Source organism: Bradyrhizobium sp. Leo170 (genome assembly GCF_004296405.1).
In the GTDB taxonomy this organism is placed as follows: Bacteria; Pseudomonadota; Alphaproteobacteria; order Rhizobiales; family Xanthobacteraceae; genus Bradyrhizobium.
In genome coordinates, this window is record NZ_PSRR01000047.1 from 1 (window position 1) to 13,962 (window position 13,962).

13 protein-coding genes and 3 pseudogenes are annotated in these 13,962 nt (G+C 63.1%); 10 read left to right on the top strand and 6 right to left on the bottom strand.

What is annotated here, in order from left to right; all coding sequences use genetic code 11:
• A partial coding sequence (locus CWO89_RS11190; protein ID WP_245475992.1) for an MFS transporter occupies positions 1-402 on the bottom strand: 402 nt, incomplete at its 3' end.
• Between the two features lie 33 nt (positions 403-435).
• Positions 436-912, bottom strand: coding sequence for a redoxin domain-containing protein (locus CWO89_RS11195; RefSeq protein WP_130578679.1), 477 nt, complete (start codon positions 910-912; stop codon positions 436-438).
• Between the two features lie 360 nt (positions 913-1,272).
• On the opposite strand from CWO89_RS11195, the gene CWO89_RS11200 reads away from it, so the two are divergent.
• The 8 genes and pseudogenes from CWO89_RS11200 to CWO89_RS49455 all read left to right on the top strand — a co-directional run bounded on the left by CWO89_RS11200 (position 1,273) and on the right by CWO89_RS49455 (position 5,868).
• Positions 1,273-1,677, top strand: coding sequence for a YybH family protein (locus tag CWO89_RS11200; protein WP_130578680.1), 405 nt, complete (start codon positions 1,273-1,275; stop codon positions 1,675-1,677).
• A gap of 101 nt (positions 1,678-1,778) precedes the next feature.
• Entirely contained in the window at positions 1,779-1,970 is a 192-nt protein-coding gene (locus tag CWO89_RS46895; RefSeq protein WP_207234456.1) for a hypothetical protein, read from the top strand.
• Complete coding sequence (locus tag CWO89_RS46900; protein WP_207234457.1) at positions 1,970-2,236, top strand: hypothetical protein; 267 nt, start codon at positions 1,970-1,972, stop codon at positions 2,234-2,236. The genes CWO89_RS46895 and CWO89_RS46900 overlap by 1 nt, the downstream gene beginning before the upstream one ends.
• A 336-nt stretch (positions 2,237-2,572) precedes the next feature.
• Positions 2,573-3,490, top strand: a complete 918-nt coding sequence (locus tag CWO89_RS11210; protein ID WP_130578681.1) for an NADP-dependent oxidoreductase — start codon at positions 2,573-2,575, stop codon at positions 3,488-3,490.
• Positions 3,490-3,759, top strand: a pseudogene (locus tag CWO89_RS48830) (thioredoxin domain-containing protein); the annotation flags it as partial. The gene CWO89_RS11210 and the pseudogene CWO89_RS48830, both read left to right, overlap by 1 nt.
• Positions 3,760-3,776: 17 nt before the next feature.
• Entirely contained in the window at positions 3,777-4,382 is a 606-nt protein-coding gene (locus tag CWO89_RS11220; RefSeq protein ID WP_165421101.1) for an MFS transporter, read from the top strand.
• A 912-nt stretch (positions 4,383-5,294) separates the two neighbouring features.
• Positions 5,295-5,714 (top strand): cupin domain-containing protein, encoded by a 420-nt coding sequence (locus CWO89_RS11225; protein ID WP_130578704.1) that lies wholly within the window; start codon positions 5,295-5,297, stop codon positions 5,712-5,714.
• A gap of 4 nt (positions 5,715-5,718) precedes the next feature.
• The gene (locus CWO89_RS49455) at positions 5,719-5,868 is read left to right on the top strand and encodes an L-histidine N(alpha)-methyltransferase (protein ID WP_130578705.1); all 150 of its coding nucleotides are present in this window, start codon (positions 5,719-5,721) and stop codon (positions 5,866-5,868) included.
• 235 nt (positions 5,869-6,103) lie between these two features.
• Here CWO89_RS49455 and CWO89_RS11235 read toward each other — a convergent pair whose 3' ends face one another.
• From CWO89_RS11235 to CWO89_RS11250, 4 genes and pseudogenes are all read right to left on the bottom strand, one after another.
• On the bottom strand, positions 6,104-6,649 hold the full coding sequence (locus CWO89_RS11235) for a carboxymuconolactone decarboxylase family protein (protein ID WP_130578683.1): 546 nt from the start codon (positions 6,647-6,649) through the stop codon (positions 6,104-6,106).
• A gap of 36 nt (positions 6,650-6,685) precedes the next feature.
• Positions 6,686-6,895, bottom strand: a pseudogene (locus CWO89_RS11240) (nitroreductase family protein); the annotation flags it as partial.
• 40 nt (positions 6,896-6,935) lie between these two features.
• Positions 6,936-7,853, bottom strand: a complete 918-nt coding sequence (locus CWO89_RS11245; RefSeq protein WP_130578684.1) for an NADP-dependent oxidoreductase — start codon at positions 7,851-7,853, stop codon at positions 6,936-6,938.
• Positions 7,854-8,111: 258 nt separating this feature from the next.
• Positions 8,112-8,603 carry an OsmC family protein gene (locus CWO89_RS11250; protein WP_130578685.1) on the bottom strand — a complete coding sequence of 164 codons (492 nt, stop codon included), beginning with the start codon at positions 8,601-8,603 and terminating at the stop codon, positions 8,112-8,114.
• Positions 8,604-9,613: 1,010 nt separating this feature from the next.
• On the opposite strand from CWO89_RS11250, the gene CWO89_RS11255 reads away from it, so the two are divergent.
• Both CWO89_RS11255 and CWO89_RS11260 read left to right on the top strand, forming a co-directional pair.
• Positions 9,614-10,780 carry an efflux RND transporter periplasmic adaptor subunit gene (locus CWO89_RS11255; protein WP_245475999.1) on the top strand — a complete coding sequence of 389 codons (1,167 nt, stop codon included), beginning with the start codon at positions 9,614-9,616 and terminating at the stop codon, positions 10,778-10,780.
• Positions 10,777-13,949 (top strand): annotated as a pseudogene (locus tag CWO89_RS11260) (efflux RND transporter permease subunit). The gene CWO89_RS11255 and the pseudogene CWO89_RS11260 overlap by 4 nt, the downstream one beginning before the upstream one ends.
• The last annotated feature ends 13 nt before the right edge of the window (positions 13,950-13,962 follow it).

Sequence of the window (13,962 nt, forward strand, 5' to 3'; positions counted from 1 at the left end):
CGCTCCCTGCGCGACGCGGGCAGCGATCAGCCAGGCGGGCGAAGGCGCCAGCGCGCAAGCTGCGGACGCCAGACCGAACAGGACGCAACCGAGCCCGAGCATGCGCGCCTTGCCATAAACATCGGCGAGCGCGCCGCCGATCAATGTCAGCGAGGCGAGCGCCAGCATATACCCGTTGAGAACCCATTGAACGGAGGCGAGGTCCGCTCCGAAATCAGCGCGCAGTCTCGGTAACGCAACGGGCAGCGCTGTCCCATCGATGAACGCCATCGAGGACGCGAGCACACAGGCCGTGAGGACCATGCGCCGGCACTGAGGCGACGCTTCCCGCCCGAGCTCTCGCGGGCAGGGTGCTGCATCGATAACGCCGCGGCTGCACGGCTCCACAAGTGGCTGTGCCATTCATCGACCTCCCCGCTAGTCTGCCGCTGGTCTTCAGTTCTTTGCCAAAGATTTGAGGTGGCGGACAAATCCGAGCACATCGTCGGGCATCAGACGGCCGATCGCGCGGGTCGAATACACGGCCGTCACCTCCCGGCCTTCGGGATTGAGGACGAAGCCGGTTGCCTGGAGACAGACGGGATCGTCATTGACGAAGGCGCCGGTGACTGCGGAAACCGCTCGCGCGTTGGCGCCGTAAGCGATCGGGAAATTGAGCTTGTGCTTTTCGACGAGCATCTCCGACTTTTCCCGATCGTCTACCGATACAGAGACGACCTTGACGCCTTCCCCAGCGAATTTGTCCGCCGCTCTCGCAAAAGCGGCAAGCTGGGCATTGCAGTACGGACACCAGGAACCCCGGTGGAATAGGACCACACCGAACCAACCGGCGAGATCGGCAGGCAAATGGATTTCGCCGCCACCGACGCGAGCAAAGGTAAGAGAGGGAAAGACATCGTTATTCTGCAGCATCACAATTGCGCTCCTTGTTTGAAATGTCTAGCGCTCAAAGCGCCGAATGATCCTTCACCGCTTCTGACAGAAAAACGTCTTACACCATGGCGGTCGAACCCCCGGCGAGGGAAATCACGTCTCGCCATAGAGTCGATAGACGATCGTTATTGCCGCTCGCCGCGCGGCGTGACGCGTCGCGGCCTGCACAACTTGCCTTGATTTACGAATGGCGGAGAGGACCGTCGGGGCACAATTCCCGGCCGCTATGAAAACTATACGCACCGGCTATTGGAAAAATTCGTCCGGCACTGCGATCAATAACTGCGACATTCGTAAATGTTACCGAATGGCGCCCAGCAGAAAACAGGAGACCCCCTGATGTCCGAGAGATTTCCACTCCCAACTGAACCCGAAGGCGTTATCCCGTCTCTGCTCAAGCGATTTAACTCCGGAAAGATCGAGGCAATGATGGCCTTGTACGCCCCGGAGGCGGTATTCGTCGCGAACGACGGGCGAACCATCACTGATCGCGCCGAGTTCACGGCCATACTCGAGCACGATATCAAGCTCGGCCTTCCGCTGAAGGCAAATGTGCGCCATGTGTTCGTCGGCGGCGACACCGCCCAGATTGTGCTGGACTGGTCAATTGACGGAACAGGTCCTGACGGCAAGATCGTGCACATGCACGGCACAGCGAGCGACATCATGCGGCGCGGCGCGGATGGGTTCTGGCGGTACATTATCGACAATAATCAAGGCACGGCGGTGCGACATCCCGCCTGACGTATGTGCGCCACGGCGGCTCTCAGCGATGGAGCCGCTCTTCAGACTGGCGTCGACGATCACCGCGATACCGTGGTGGCGTAGCTGCTTGGCTGCGCCCAATGCCCGAGTGTATCAGGATCGTCGAGCTATGGACCGTGCAGGCCGACAGCACTAACTCGCCGCGCCATGACCGTCTCGAGGCCCTTGTCCATCAACTCGACGCCGACAATCGCCCGCGCGACCCCTACGCAAGACAATCAGCGCGGCTGCTCGGTGTCCTCGACGAAAGGTCGCGTGCCGCGACTGGGTGATGGGCGCCGACTACAGCATCGCCGATATTTCGCTGCCCGCAACGGGCAGCGCTGTCCGGTCGATGAACGCCATCGAGGATGCGAGCGCGCAAGTAGCAAGCACCATGCGCCGGTTCGGCTCGCTTCCCGCCGAGTTCTCGCGGGCAGGGCTCTGCATCGATAACACCGCGGCCGCAAGTGTCTACAAACCGCTGCGCCTCGTGGTGACGAGCTCGCCGTCTCGAGTTTGTAGGAGAGGTCATTTGCAGTCTCGTTTTGGGTTGTAGGTGCTTCTGACAGCGGTTTCACATCGTGGTGGTCGAATCCCCGGCGAGGAAAATCACCTCTCGCCATAGAATCGATAGACGAATCGCTATTGCCTCACTGCGCGGCGTGATGCCGGCGGGGCCTGCACACTTGCCTTGATTACGAATGGCAGAGAGGACCGTCGCAGCAGTATTCCGCGCTGCTATGGAAACTATACGTGCCGGCTATTGGAAAATTTCGTCTCGCGCTGCGATCAATGGATACCACTGTCGTGGAAGCTACCACATGAGATGTCGAACGGGCTCTTATCGCTGGAACATATCCAGCAAAGAGACAAGTATCCGAGGAGGCAATTCATGAAGGCGATCGTCGTAACGGATCAGGCTGCGGGAACGGCCGGGATGAGGCTCGTGGAGCGGCCCGAGCCGCAGGCGGCGATCAACGACGTCGTCGTTCAGGTTCATGCGTCGGGATTCACCTGGGACGAGCTGACGTGGCCCTCGACCTGGACCGATCGCCTCGGCCGTGACCGGGCGCCGGTGATTCCCGGGCAGGAGCTGGCCGGAGTGGTCACCGCCCTTGGCTACGGCACGAGGGGGCTGTCGGTGGGACAGCGGGTGTTCGGCCTCACGGACTCGTATCGCGGGGGCACCTTGGCCGAGTATGTCGCCGTCGAGGCGCGCAACCTCGCGCCGCTACCGGGTGATGTCGACTTCACGGTGGGCGCGAGCGTGGCGATGCCGGGCCTGACCGCGTGGCAGGGACTGTTCGAGCACGGTCGCCTTCAAGCGGGGCAGAGCGTCCTCGTGCACGGCGCGGCCGGCGCAGTCGGTTCGATAGTGACCCAGCTCGCACGTGAGGCTGGCGCCTACGTCATCGGCACCGGACGCGCCGTCCACCGTCAGACGGCGCTCGACTTCGGCGCGCAGGAGTTCGTCGCCCTCGAGAACGACGCCCTAGAAGACGTCGCCCCGGTAGATCTGGTTTTCGATGTCTTCGGCGCCGACATCGCGAAACGGTCCGCAGGGCTGATCCGAGCTGGAGGAAGGCTGGTGACCATCGCCGGGCCGACCGAGGCGCGGCCCGCCGGCGGCTTGGCGATCGACTTTGTTCTCGCGCCCGATCGCGCCCAACTGGGTGAGATCGTCCAGCGGGTGCGGGACGGACGACTGTGGACGAACATCGGCAACATCGCGACCCTCGACGATGCCGTCGCTGCTTTCAATCCGACCAAGCGGATCAGCGGGAAGACGATCATCCGGGTTCGTCCGTAATGAACTTGGGGAGGCGAGGGATTCTGTCCTCTTCGTGGGTCAACGTCGCCTTTTGGATCGTCTCGATCGTCGTTGCCTTTGCAATCTGGCTGGTCTCCTGGGTCATTAACGTCGACACAAAGCCGCACCGGATCGACATCTTGGCGGACGAAAGCCACGACCCGGCCTTTCTCGCGCTCAACCCCAACGGCAACATTCCCGCAATCTACGACCCCGACGGGCCGAGCGGCACGCCGCTCGCGCTGTTCGAATCGGGCGCGATCCTCCTCACCTGAGGGATTGCGTCGTGAGCAGCGCGTCCCTGATCCTGACCGACCGCGGCCTGGCGCTCTCCGAGCCTAAGGCCGTCGGCGCGCAGGGCAGCACCAAGGTGCTCGCCGCGTCGAGCCTGGGCGGCTGCCTCGTGTTCGTCAGCAGCGCCGTCGTCACGGTCGCGCTCGCGGCGATTGGACGAGACATGCGCCTGTCGCCGCTCGACCTGCAGTGGGTGATGAACGCCGAGCTCCTGCCGCTCGCGGCCCTGACCTTGGTCGCCGGCGCCTTGGGTGACCGGTTCGGACAGAAGCGGATCTTCCTCGGGGGGATCGCTCTCTACGGTCTGGGCGCGGCCGCGATTGGTTTCGCGCCGAGTTTCGCGCCGCTCATCGTCGGCCGCTTCCTGCAAGGCTTGGGCGAAGCCGTGATCCTGCCCAACGGCCTTTCCGTGCTTGGGCAGGCTTTTCCCGCCGACAAGAAAGCCCGTGCGGTCGGCATCTGGTCCGCCGCCGCGGCTGTCGCCAGCGGCGTCGCGCCCGCGATCGCCGGTGCGATCCTCGATCACGGGTCCTGGCGGACGACCTTTCTGATGCTCCTGCCCGTGGTCGCCGGCGCGCTGGCCGTCGGCGCCGTGTGAATACCCAATGACTCCCCGACCAGCCACGCCCGGGTCGACGTCGGTGGCGCGGTCCTTTCGACAGTCGGGCTCAGCGGGCTGGGCGCGGGGCTGACCAACCTGACCAACGGTTCCGGTCCGAACCTTTGGGTGCTCGTCACCTTGATCGTCGGTCTGGGCGGCTTAGCCGGCCTCATCGTGAGCCAACGGCGATTAGGCGACAACGCGATGCTGCCGTCCCTCTTCGCCTCGCGGTCGGTCGTTGGCGCAAACCTTTTCACCGCGCTCCTCTACGGGCCATTCACGGTCGTGCTAACCTTGATCCCGTTCGTGATGATCCGGGGCGCGCACCGGCCGACGCTGGTGGCGGGCCTGGCCTTCATTCCCCTGCAAGTGCTGATTACGGTCGTCTCGCGGCTCGCCGGTATGCTCTGCCGGCGGTTCGGCCGGCGCTTGCCATTGTTCGCCGGCGGCGCAGTCGTCGCCTCGGGATGCACCATGGCGCTCCGTATCGGCCCCAACGCGACCTATTGGGCAGACATCTTCCCCAGCATCCTGTTGCTGGCGCTGGGCATGAGCCTGGCGATCGCGCCATTGACGACCCTCGTCCTCACCTCCGTCGAGCCCGGTCGCGCCGGAACCGCGTCTGGCGTCAACAGCGCGGTCTCGCGCCGGGTCACTCTTCGCCATCGCCCTGCTGGGCGGAGTCCTGCAGCAGGGCGGTCCTCAGCTGTTCTCGGGATTCCACGCGGCGATGGCGGTCGCCGCGGTCGCCTGCGTTTTCGCCACGCTCGCGGTGTTCATCATCGAGCCGGGGCCCCACGTCGACTTCATCCCGCGAGACTGACCCGTGCGGTGTCCGTAATCAGCCGGCCCGCGAGGCCGGGAGGAAACAATGAAGAACGAAGACCTATAGATGGAAGGAGAAAGCCCATGAAGATCCGAACCATCATCGCCACCAGCGGCGCGGCCCTCGCCATCTCGATGGCCGGCCCGATCTACGCCCATGATAGCGAAGGACAAACCGTCACGAAAAACTTCGAGGAGGCAATTCCTAATATCCCCGGCAAATCGCTGATCGCCGTGGAAGTCGATTACGCCTCCGACGCAGCCTCCGCGTCCCACACCCACGCGAAGTCGGCTTTCATCTACGACCATGTGATTTCGGGCGCGATCGAGTCGAAGATGAATGACGGCGAGACGCGCATTTATCGGGCAGGCGACAGCTGGTCCGAACCGCCGGGCGCGACCCATTCGATCAGCCGCAACGCGAGCAAGTCAGAGCCGGCAAAGCTGCTCGCTGTCTTCGTCCTCGACACCAATGACAAAGTGCTGACCACGCCCGTCAAATAACCTACTGGCTGCGCCAGGCAAGAATCTACAGGATCAGCGCGTTACACTCTGTGGGCGGACGTTCCATTTGAGAACGTCGGAAACCATGCACACTGAGAGCTCCCGAAAATATACTGCGGAGAGCCTCGAGCGGCTCGTCCACCCTGGCGGATGAAGGGTAGCCGAGGCTTGGCAGCACGCGGAGGGCCTATTCGGCCTGTTCGGACTCATTCGCTACTGAACAGCCGATCGTCGAATTGCGGTCCATTTATGTGCCGGCTGAATACATCTTATTTGGACGGAAATCCGGGTGATGACGACTGCCGTATTGACGGACTCGGGAGGGAAGTAGTGGTTGCCTTGCAATGCTCCGAGCACCCTAGGAGATGGTCGATGCGACCGCATAGAGTTCAGATCGAGCCAGCAGGCGCGACGACGGGAAAGTCCTTCTCGGGATCGAACACGTTATTGAAAAAGTTCGTCAGGGAGTACATGGCAACCAGCGCGACGATCTCCATGACGTTCGCATCCGTGTAGCCGGCATCGCGGACGGCTTTCAGATCGGCGTCACTGACCTTGCCGCGGGTATCGATCACTTTGCGCGCAAACCGGATGGCGGCGTCCCGCTTCGGGTCGCTGGCATGGCCCTTCCGAGCGAGAATGATTTCATTGGCCGGCAGCTTGGCCATATGATCGGCCGTAAAGCTGTGAACCGTCAGGCAGTAGTCGCAGCCATTCACTTCGGAGACAGCGAGGCCGATGCTGTCACGCGTCTTCACGTCGAGCGTCTTGCTCATGGAGCCGAGCAGGGTGGCCCATGAGTTGAAGGCGATCGGGCTTGCCGCGAAGGTCGCCATCATATTTGGGGTGAACCCGATGTTCTTGGTGAACATATCGAGGGTCGGTTTCGAATCGGCCGGCACCTGCTCCGACCTTAGAGCGGCACATCTTGGCATCGTAGTCTCCCCAACTTATTGGTTTTACAAACAGAATTATACGAGATCCAGCACATCGGCGACCGGACGGCACGGCCTCTGCGGCCAGTTTCCCGGACGCTCCCCTATTGACAACAGCATGACCGGTACTTCGTCCTCAGCCAGTCCGAACTCGCGGTGCACTACTTCGGCATCGAAACCGATCATCGGCGTCGAACCCAGGCCTAGCGAGTGGGCCTCATAGATCATCGCAGCTGCGCCGAAGGATATGACGCAGCCGGCCGCGTGCATCGAAGGCGCGCGTCGTTCACGGGCGAACGCGGATGATCGTCTTCCCGCTGATCCGCTTGGTCGGATTGAAGGCAGCGACGGCATCGTCGAGGGTCGAGACGTTGCCGATGTTCGTCCGCAGTCGTCCGTCCCGCACCCGCTCGACGATCTTACTCAGTTGGGCACGATCGGACTCGACGACGAAGTCGACCGCCAAGCCGTCGGCGGGCCGCGCCTCGCTCGGCCCGACGATGGACACCAGTGTTCCTCCAGCTCGAATCAGGCGGGCGGAACGCTTCCCGATGTCGCCGCCGATGACATCGAACACCAGATCGACTTCGCCGATGTCCTCGAGGACGTCGTTCTCGAGGTCGACGAATTCGCGCGCGCCGAACTCAAGCGCCTTCTGACGATCAGCGGCACGTCCGGTGCCGATGACGTAGGCGCCGCCCAATTGTGCGAGTTGCGTCACCATGGACCCGACTGCGCCGGCCGCGCCGTGCACGAGGACGCTCTGCCCCGCCTGAAGGCGGCCGTGCTGGAACAGTCCCTGCCACGCGGTGAGGCCCGAGATTGGCAGACTCGCGCCCACCGCGAAGTCGACGTCACCCGGGAGCGGCGCGAGGTTGCGCGCCTCCATTGCTACATACTCCGCCAGGGTGCCGTCGCGATACCAGTCGGCGAGGCCGAACACTCGCTGTCCCACCGACAGCCCCGTTGTGCCATAGCCGAGAGCGGTGACTACCCCGGCCAGCTCGTGGCCGGGGATCGACGGTGTCCGGTCACGGTCGAGGCGGTCGGTCCATGTCGAGGGCCACGTCAGCTCAGTAGGGACGAATCCCGACGCATGAACTTGAACGACGACGTCGTTGATCGCCGCTTGCGGCTCGGGCCGCTCCACGAGCCTCATCCCGGCAGTTCCCGCAGCCTGGTCCGTTACGACGATTGCCTTCATCATCCACCTCCCTGTGTGTGGTGTGTCGTCATCTTTCGAGTTCTCTTGCAGACGAGCAAAAGTACGATCGTGAAAGTCGATGGTCCAATGACCCGTGGCTATGGAATCGATGCCATCGACGCGAAAGATCAAAGCCCGCCAGCGGTGAGCCGCGGAGCGAATGCCCCGCGAGGCGTCGCGGGTTCACCGAACTGGAGACCCTGCGGGTATGATTGGCCGCGGTACCCCGGGTGCAGTGATCGACTGCACGAGAGACGCTCAATCCGGAGTGATATTCGGGATCGGGAGTTGTGCCAGATCATCCTCGTAGCTGGCCTGAGGGCTTTCGTTGTGGCCGGGAGTTGTAACGTCCAGGCGTGTGGTAATATCCGCACTAATGCCGAGAATTTGGCCTACGGGACAGAGGTTTGCGGCTTCCAGCAAGAATGCGCGCTGCTGCGCGTCGAGTTCTCCCCCCAGCACGAGGGTGCGCTCGAACGAATCTCTTTCGCCCTGGGCGCCGTGGTGGAAGCTGACGCCCACCTCCACCCGCTCCAGCGGTAGTTTCTGGCGCCGAGCCTGAAAACGAACGCTCATAGCGGTGCATGCGGCGAGAGACGCGCTGAGAAGGTCGTAAGGATTGGGACCGGAAGAAATGTGGCCGCCGCCATCTGGGCCGCCGACAGGAAACCGAGATTCGCCGACATGGCCAACCAGCGCGCCATGATTGGTGGGGTCGCTTGCGACGACGACTTCGCGGATCTTGGTCATGATAAGGTCCCGATCGTTCGAATGATTGATCCACCGGCTTCGACGAGTGTGTACGCCAGTGGCAGCGCAAAATAATTCTTAGCGTTCGTGCGAGCTCTCAGTGCTGCGTCCGCTCCAGCCAGTGCGTTCAGCAAGTAAATCCGGCGACCATTCGGGTAAAGCTATCATGTCCATAACCGCCAGGAATGCTCCGTGAAGTCAGTGTCGAAGTCCCGGTGAGCAAATCCGTGAACGCGTGTAGCGGGCTTGATGGTGTTTCCGTTCACGAACAATGCATTGACTTCCAGCGAGCCGAAGTCCCAGTCGGACAGAATGCGAACGAGCGCACCGCTTTCCAACTCGGCCCCCACACTATTGAGGCCCGAGGCGACGACGCCGCGACTGAACGCGACTTAGAAGTCTCTGCAGAATGAAAACGTCGCGGTTTCGAGTGCTCTGCGGATTGTGGCATTCCTCGCTACGGCGTCACGCTCGCGCGGCGAGCGACAATAACGACTGTTTATCGACTCCATGGCGAGAGGTGATTTCCGTCGCCGGCTTTGCAAGGTCATTCTCCAAAGCATCGTCGAGCCGAAACTTGCGGTTCCGCGATCGACACGCGGAACACGATGGAAGATTAAAAGGCAGTGGGTCGATATGCAAAGCAACGACGTAATTGAAATCGTCGCGCCCTTGGGCACGCTGACATTACGAGAAGTGTTTTGGCAAGTGCGTTCGACTCCAGTTTGACGACGAAGCCGGTTGGGCCAAGGTTCGAGTCTCGGTTAGGTTCAGGGATTTGTCCGAGAGAGCGACAGCGCCATCGAAATCAAGTTCGAGATCGGCATCGGAACGGCGGTGCGAATGCTGCCGCCTTTATTGAGACCGGCCGACGGTAGCCGTGCGACCTGTCCAATTCAATTGCAACATTCTAGGTCCTTGGAGAGACGGAAGTGAGTACGACTGGCAGAACCGAGCCTCCGGCTCCGGCGCGCGGTTCGTTTCGTCGCCTTCGATGCGGCGGCGCGCCGATCGGTCTGCTGTTCGCGCTGGCGCTCGCTGGCTGCGACGAGAAGGCGCAATCGCAGGCGGCCGCGCCTCCACCGCCTCCGGTGACAGTCGCGCAACCGGTCAAGCGTACGGTCACCGACTGGGACGAGTTCACCGGCCGCTTCGAGGCGATCGAGGAGGTCCAGGTCCGCGCCCGCGTCGGCGGCTTCGTCAACAGCGTCGAGTTCAAGGACGGTGCGATCGTCCATGCGGGCGATCTGCTCTACATCATCGATCCGCGCCCGTTCGAGGCGGTCGCGTCGCAGGCCCAGGGCCAACTCGACGACGCGCGGGCCAAGGCAGAGCTAGCCAAGCGTGAACTCGACCGTGGGCTGAACCTGGTCCAGACTAGCGCAGTTTCCGTACAGGTCGTCGATCAGCGCCGTCAGGCCTTGCAGGCGGCTTATGCGGCCGAGACGCAGGCCGAGGGTGCACTGAAGGCCGCGCAGCTCAATGTCGAATTCACCCACGTGCTGGCGCCGATCACCGGCCGCGTCAGTCGCCATCTGGTGACCCCGGGCAACCTCGTGCAGGGCGCCGATAGCGGCGCGACGTTGCTCACCTCGATCGTGTCGCTCGATCCGATCTACATCTATTTCGACGTCGACGAGGCGACCTATCAGCGCAACAGCAAGCTGTGGTTCGAAGGCAAGCGGCCGAGTTCGCGCGATACGTCAAATCCCGTGCAGGTGACGCTGACCGGCGAGACAAAGCCCTCGCATGAGGGGAAGATGGACTTTCTCGACAATCGACTGGACATCTCGACCGCGACGCTGCGTAGCCGCGCGGTGGTTCCGAACAAGGATCTCTCGATCCTGCCGGGGCAATTTGGTCGCGTCAGGATCATCGGCTCGTCACCCTACGAGGCGCTGCTGATCCCGGACACCGCTGTAGCCACCGACCAGTCGCGCAAGATCGTGTTCGCGGTCAAGGACGACAATACGGTGGCGGCAAGGCCGGTGGTGCTCGGACCGCTTGATGAGGGCCTGCGCGTGATCCGCGAGGGTCTCAAGGCCGAGGATCACGTGATCGTCGACGGGCTGCAGCGCGCCCGCGTCGGCGCCAAGGTGACGCCGCAAATGGTCAAACCCCCGGCAGGGGATAGGCCGCCAGCAGGCGGCCAGCCCGCGGCAGGTGCCAAGCCATGAATCTCGGCAGGCTCTCCATCAACCAGCCCATCCTGGCGATGGTGCTGTCGATCGTGCTCTTGATCGTCGGCGCGGTCGCCTACCGGACGTTGCCGGTCTCGGAATATCCGCAAGTGGTGCCGCCGACCGTTACCGTCACCACGCAATATCCGGGCGCCTCGGCGCAGACCGTCTCCGACACCGTCGCCGCCCCGATCGAGCAGGAGATCAACGGCGTCGAGGACATGCTGTATCTCTACAGCCAGGCGACCTCAGACGGCCAGCTCACCATCACCGTCACCTTCAAGCTCGGCACCAACCTCGACACCGCCCAGGTGCTGGTGCAGAACCGTGTCGCGATCGCGCAGCCGCGGCTGCCGGAAGAGGTGCAGCGCAACGGCGTGACCACGCGCAAGAACAGTCCGGACATCCTGATGGTCGTGTTCATGCTGTCGCCCGACGACACGTTCGATCAGCTCTACATCTCCAACTACACGCTGCTGCAGGTCCGCGATCAGCTTTTGCGGCTCGACGGCGTCGGCGACATCCAGATGTTCGGCGCGCGCGACTACTCGATGCGGTTGTGGCTCGATCCCGACCGGATCGCCGATGTCGGTCTGACATCGAGCGAGGTGGTGGCCGCGATCCGCGCCCAGAACCTGCAGATCACCGGCGGACAGATCGCCGAGCCGCCGATCGCCGATCGCGCATTCCAGCCGAACCTCGTCTTCACCGGCCGCCTCAAGGATCCCAGGCAGTTCGAGGACATCGTGGTGAAGGCCGGCTCCGACGGCCGTACCGTGCGACTGCGCGACGTCGCTCGCGTCGAGCTCGGCGCGCTGTCCTACACCACCAACAGCTTCATCCTGCGCAAGTCGGCCGTCGCAATGGTGGTGACGCAACGGCCCGGATCGAACGCGCTCGCCACCGCGAAGCATATCTCCGACACGATGGCGCAGCTCAAGACGAGCTTCCCGAAGGGGCTCGACTACAATATCGGCTACAACCCCACCGAATTCATCGCCCAATCGATCCATGAGCTGATCAAGACGATCTACGAGGCGATGGCGCTCGTCGTCATCGTGGTGCTGGTGTTTTTGCAGGGGTGGCGGCCTGCGATCATCCCGATCATCGCGATCCCGGTGTCGCTGGTCGGCACCTTCGCGGTGATGGCGGCGCTCGGATTCTCGATCAATAATTTGACGCTGTTCGGTCTGGTTCTCGCGGTCGGCATCGTGGTCGACGACGCCATCGTGGTGGTCGAGAATGTCGAGCGACATCTCCAGAACGGTATGAGCCGGCGCGAGGCGGCGCTCAAGACCATGGAGGAGGTCGGCGGCGCGCTGGTCTCGATCGCACTCGTGCTGTGCGCGGTGTTCGTGCCGACAGCCTTCCTCGGCGGCATTTCCGGACAGTTCTTCCAGCAATTCGCCGTCACCATCGCGGTCGCGACCGCGATCTCCTGCTTCTGCTCGCTGACGCTGTCGCCGGCACTGGCCTCGCAGATCCTTACTCCGCACGAGGAGAAACGTCCGCCGGCGCGCTGGAACATCATCGCGCGCGGCTGGGACAGCTTTACTGCGCTGTTCAACCACATCTTCGATCGCCTGGCGCTCTGCTACGCGGCCGCGCCGACGTTGTGATCCGGCATACGGTGGTGATGCTTGTGATCTATCTCGCGCTGATCGGCAGCGCCGGCTGGCTAATCGCCACCACCCCGCAGGGCTTTATTCCCGCGCAGGATCGCGGTTACCTCATCATCTCGGCGCAATTGCCAGGCGCCGCGTCGCTGGCGCGGACCACTGCGGTGGTGCGCGAGATCGAGCGAATCGCGCTGGATACGCCGGGCATCGTTCGCGTGGCGGCTTTTGCCGGCTTCTCCGGCGCGACGCGCACGCAGTCCGGCAATGCGGCGGCGCTGTTCCCGGTGTTCGATGAGCCGGAGGCCCGCCAGAAAAAGGGGTTGTCGGCGAATGCCATCACGGCCGAATTGCGCAAGCGACTGTCGGTGATCCAGGGCGCTTTCATCATCGTCATTCCGCCGCCCGCGGTGCCGGGTATCGGCACGAGCGGCGGCTTCACCATCCGCGTCCAGGATCGGCAGGGGCGCGGCCCTGAGCTGCTGGCGGCCGCGACCGACGAGCTCGTCGCCGCCGCGCGGAAGTCGCCAAACCTGACCTCGGTCTTCTCGCCATTCACGGCGAATACGCCGCAAGTGTTCGTCGACATCGACCGCGTCAAGGCGCAGAAGCTCGGGGTGCCGATCGCCAACATCAACGACACCATCCAGACCTATTTCGGCTCGACCTATGTCAACGACTTCAATTTGTTCGGCCGCACCTATCACGTCACCGCGCAGGCTGACCTGCCGTTCCGCATGGAAACCTCTGATCTCGCGCGGCTGCGGACACGCAACGCCGCCGGCGACATGGTGATGCTCGGCAGCGTCGTGGACTTCAAGAACATCTCGGGCCCCGACCGTGTCGCGCGGTACAATCTCTACTCGGCGTCCGAGCTGCAGGGTGAGCCGGCACCGGGCGTGAGCTCGACGACGGCGCTCAACACCATCAAGCAACTGGCTGACGAAACATTGCCGAGCGGCTTTTCCTTCGAATGGACCGATCTGTCCTATCAACAGGTGACGGGTGGCAATGCCGGCCTCTATGTGTTCCCGATCTGCGTGCTGTTCGTCTATCTGGTGCTGGCGGCGCAATATGGCAGCTGGAGCCTGCCGTTTGCGGTGATCCTGATCGTGCCGATGTGCCTGCTGGCCGCGACCATCGGCGTGCGCATCATGGGGCAGGACGTCAACATCCTGACCCAGATCGGCTTCGTGGTGCTGGTCGGACTCGCGGCCAAGAACGCGATCCTGATCGTCGAATTCGCGCGCGATATCGAGGCCGAGGGCAAGCCGCGGCTGGAGGCGGTGATCGAGGCCTGCCGGTTGCGGCTGCGGCCGATCCTGATGACGTCGTTCGCCTTCATCCTCGGCGTGCTGCCGCTGGTGGTCTCGACCGGCTCGGGATCGGAGATGCGCCAGGCGGTCGGGGTCGCCGTGTTCTTCGGCATGCTCGGCGTCACGCTGTTCGGCCTGATCTTCACGCCGATCTTCTACATGGTGGTGCGCAACCTCGCGGAAGGCAAGAACGAGGGCAAGCCAACCCAGACGACCGCGGCCGCGGCGGAGTGAGTCGCGGCGGCGC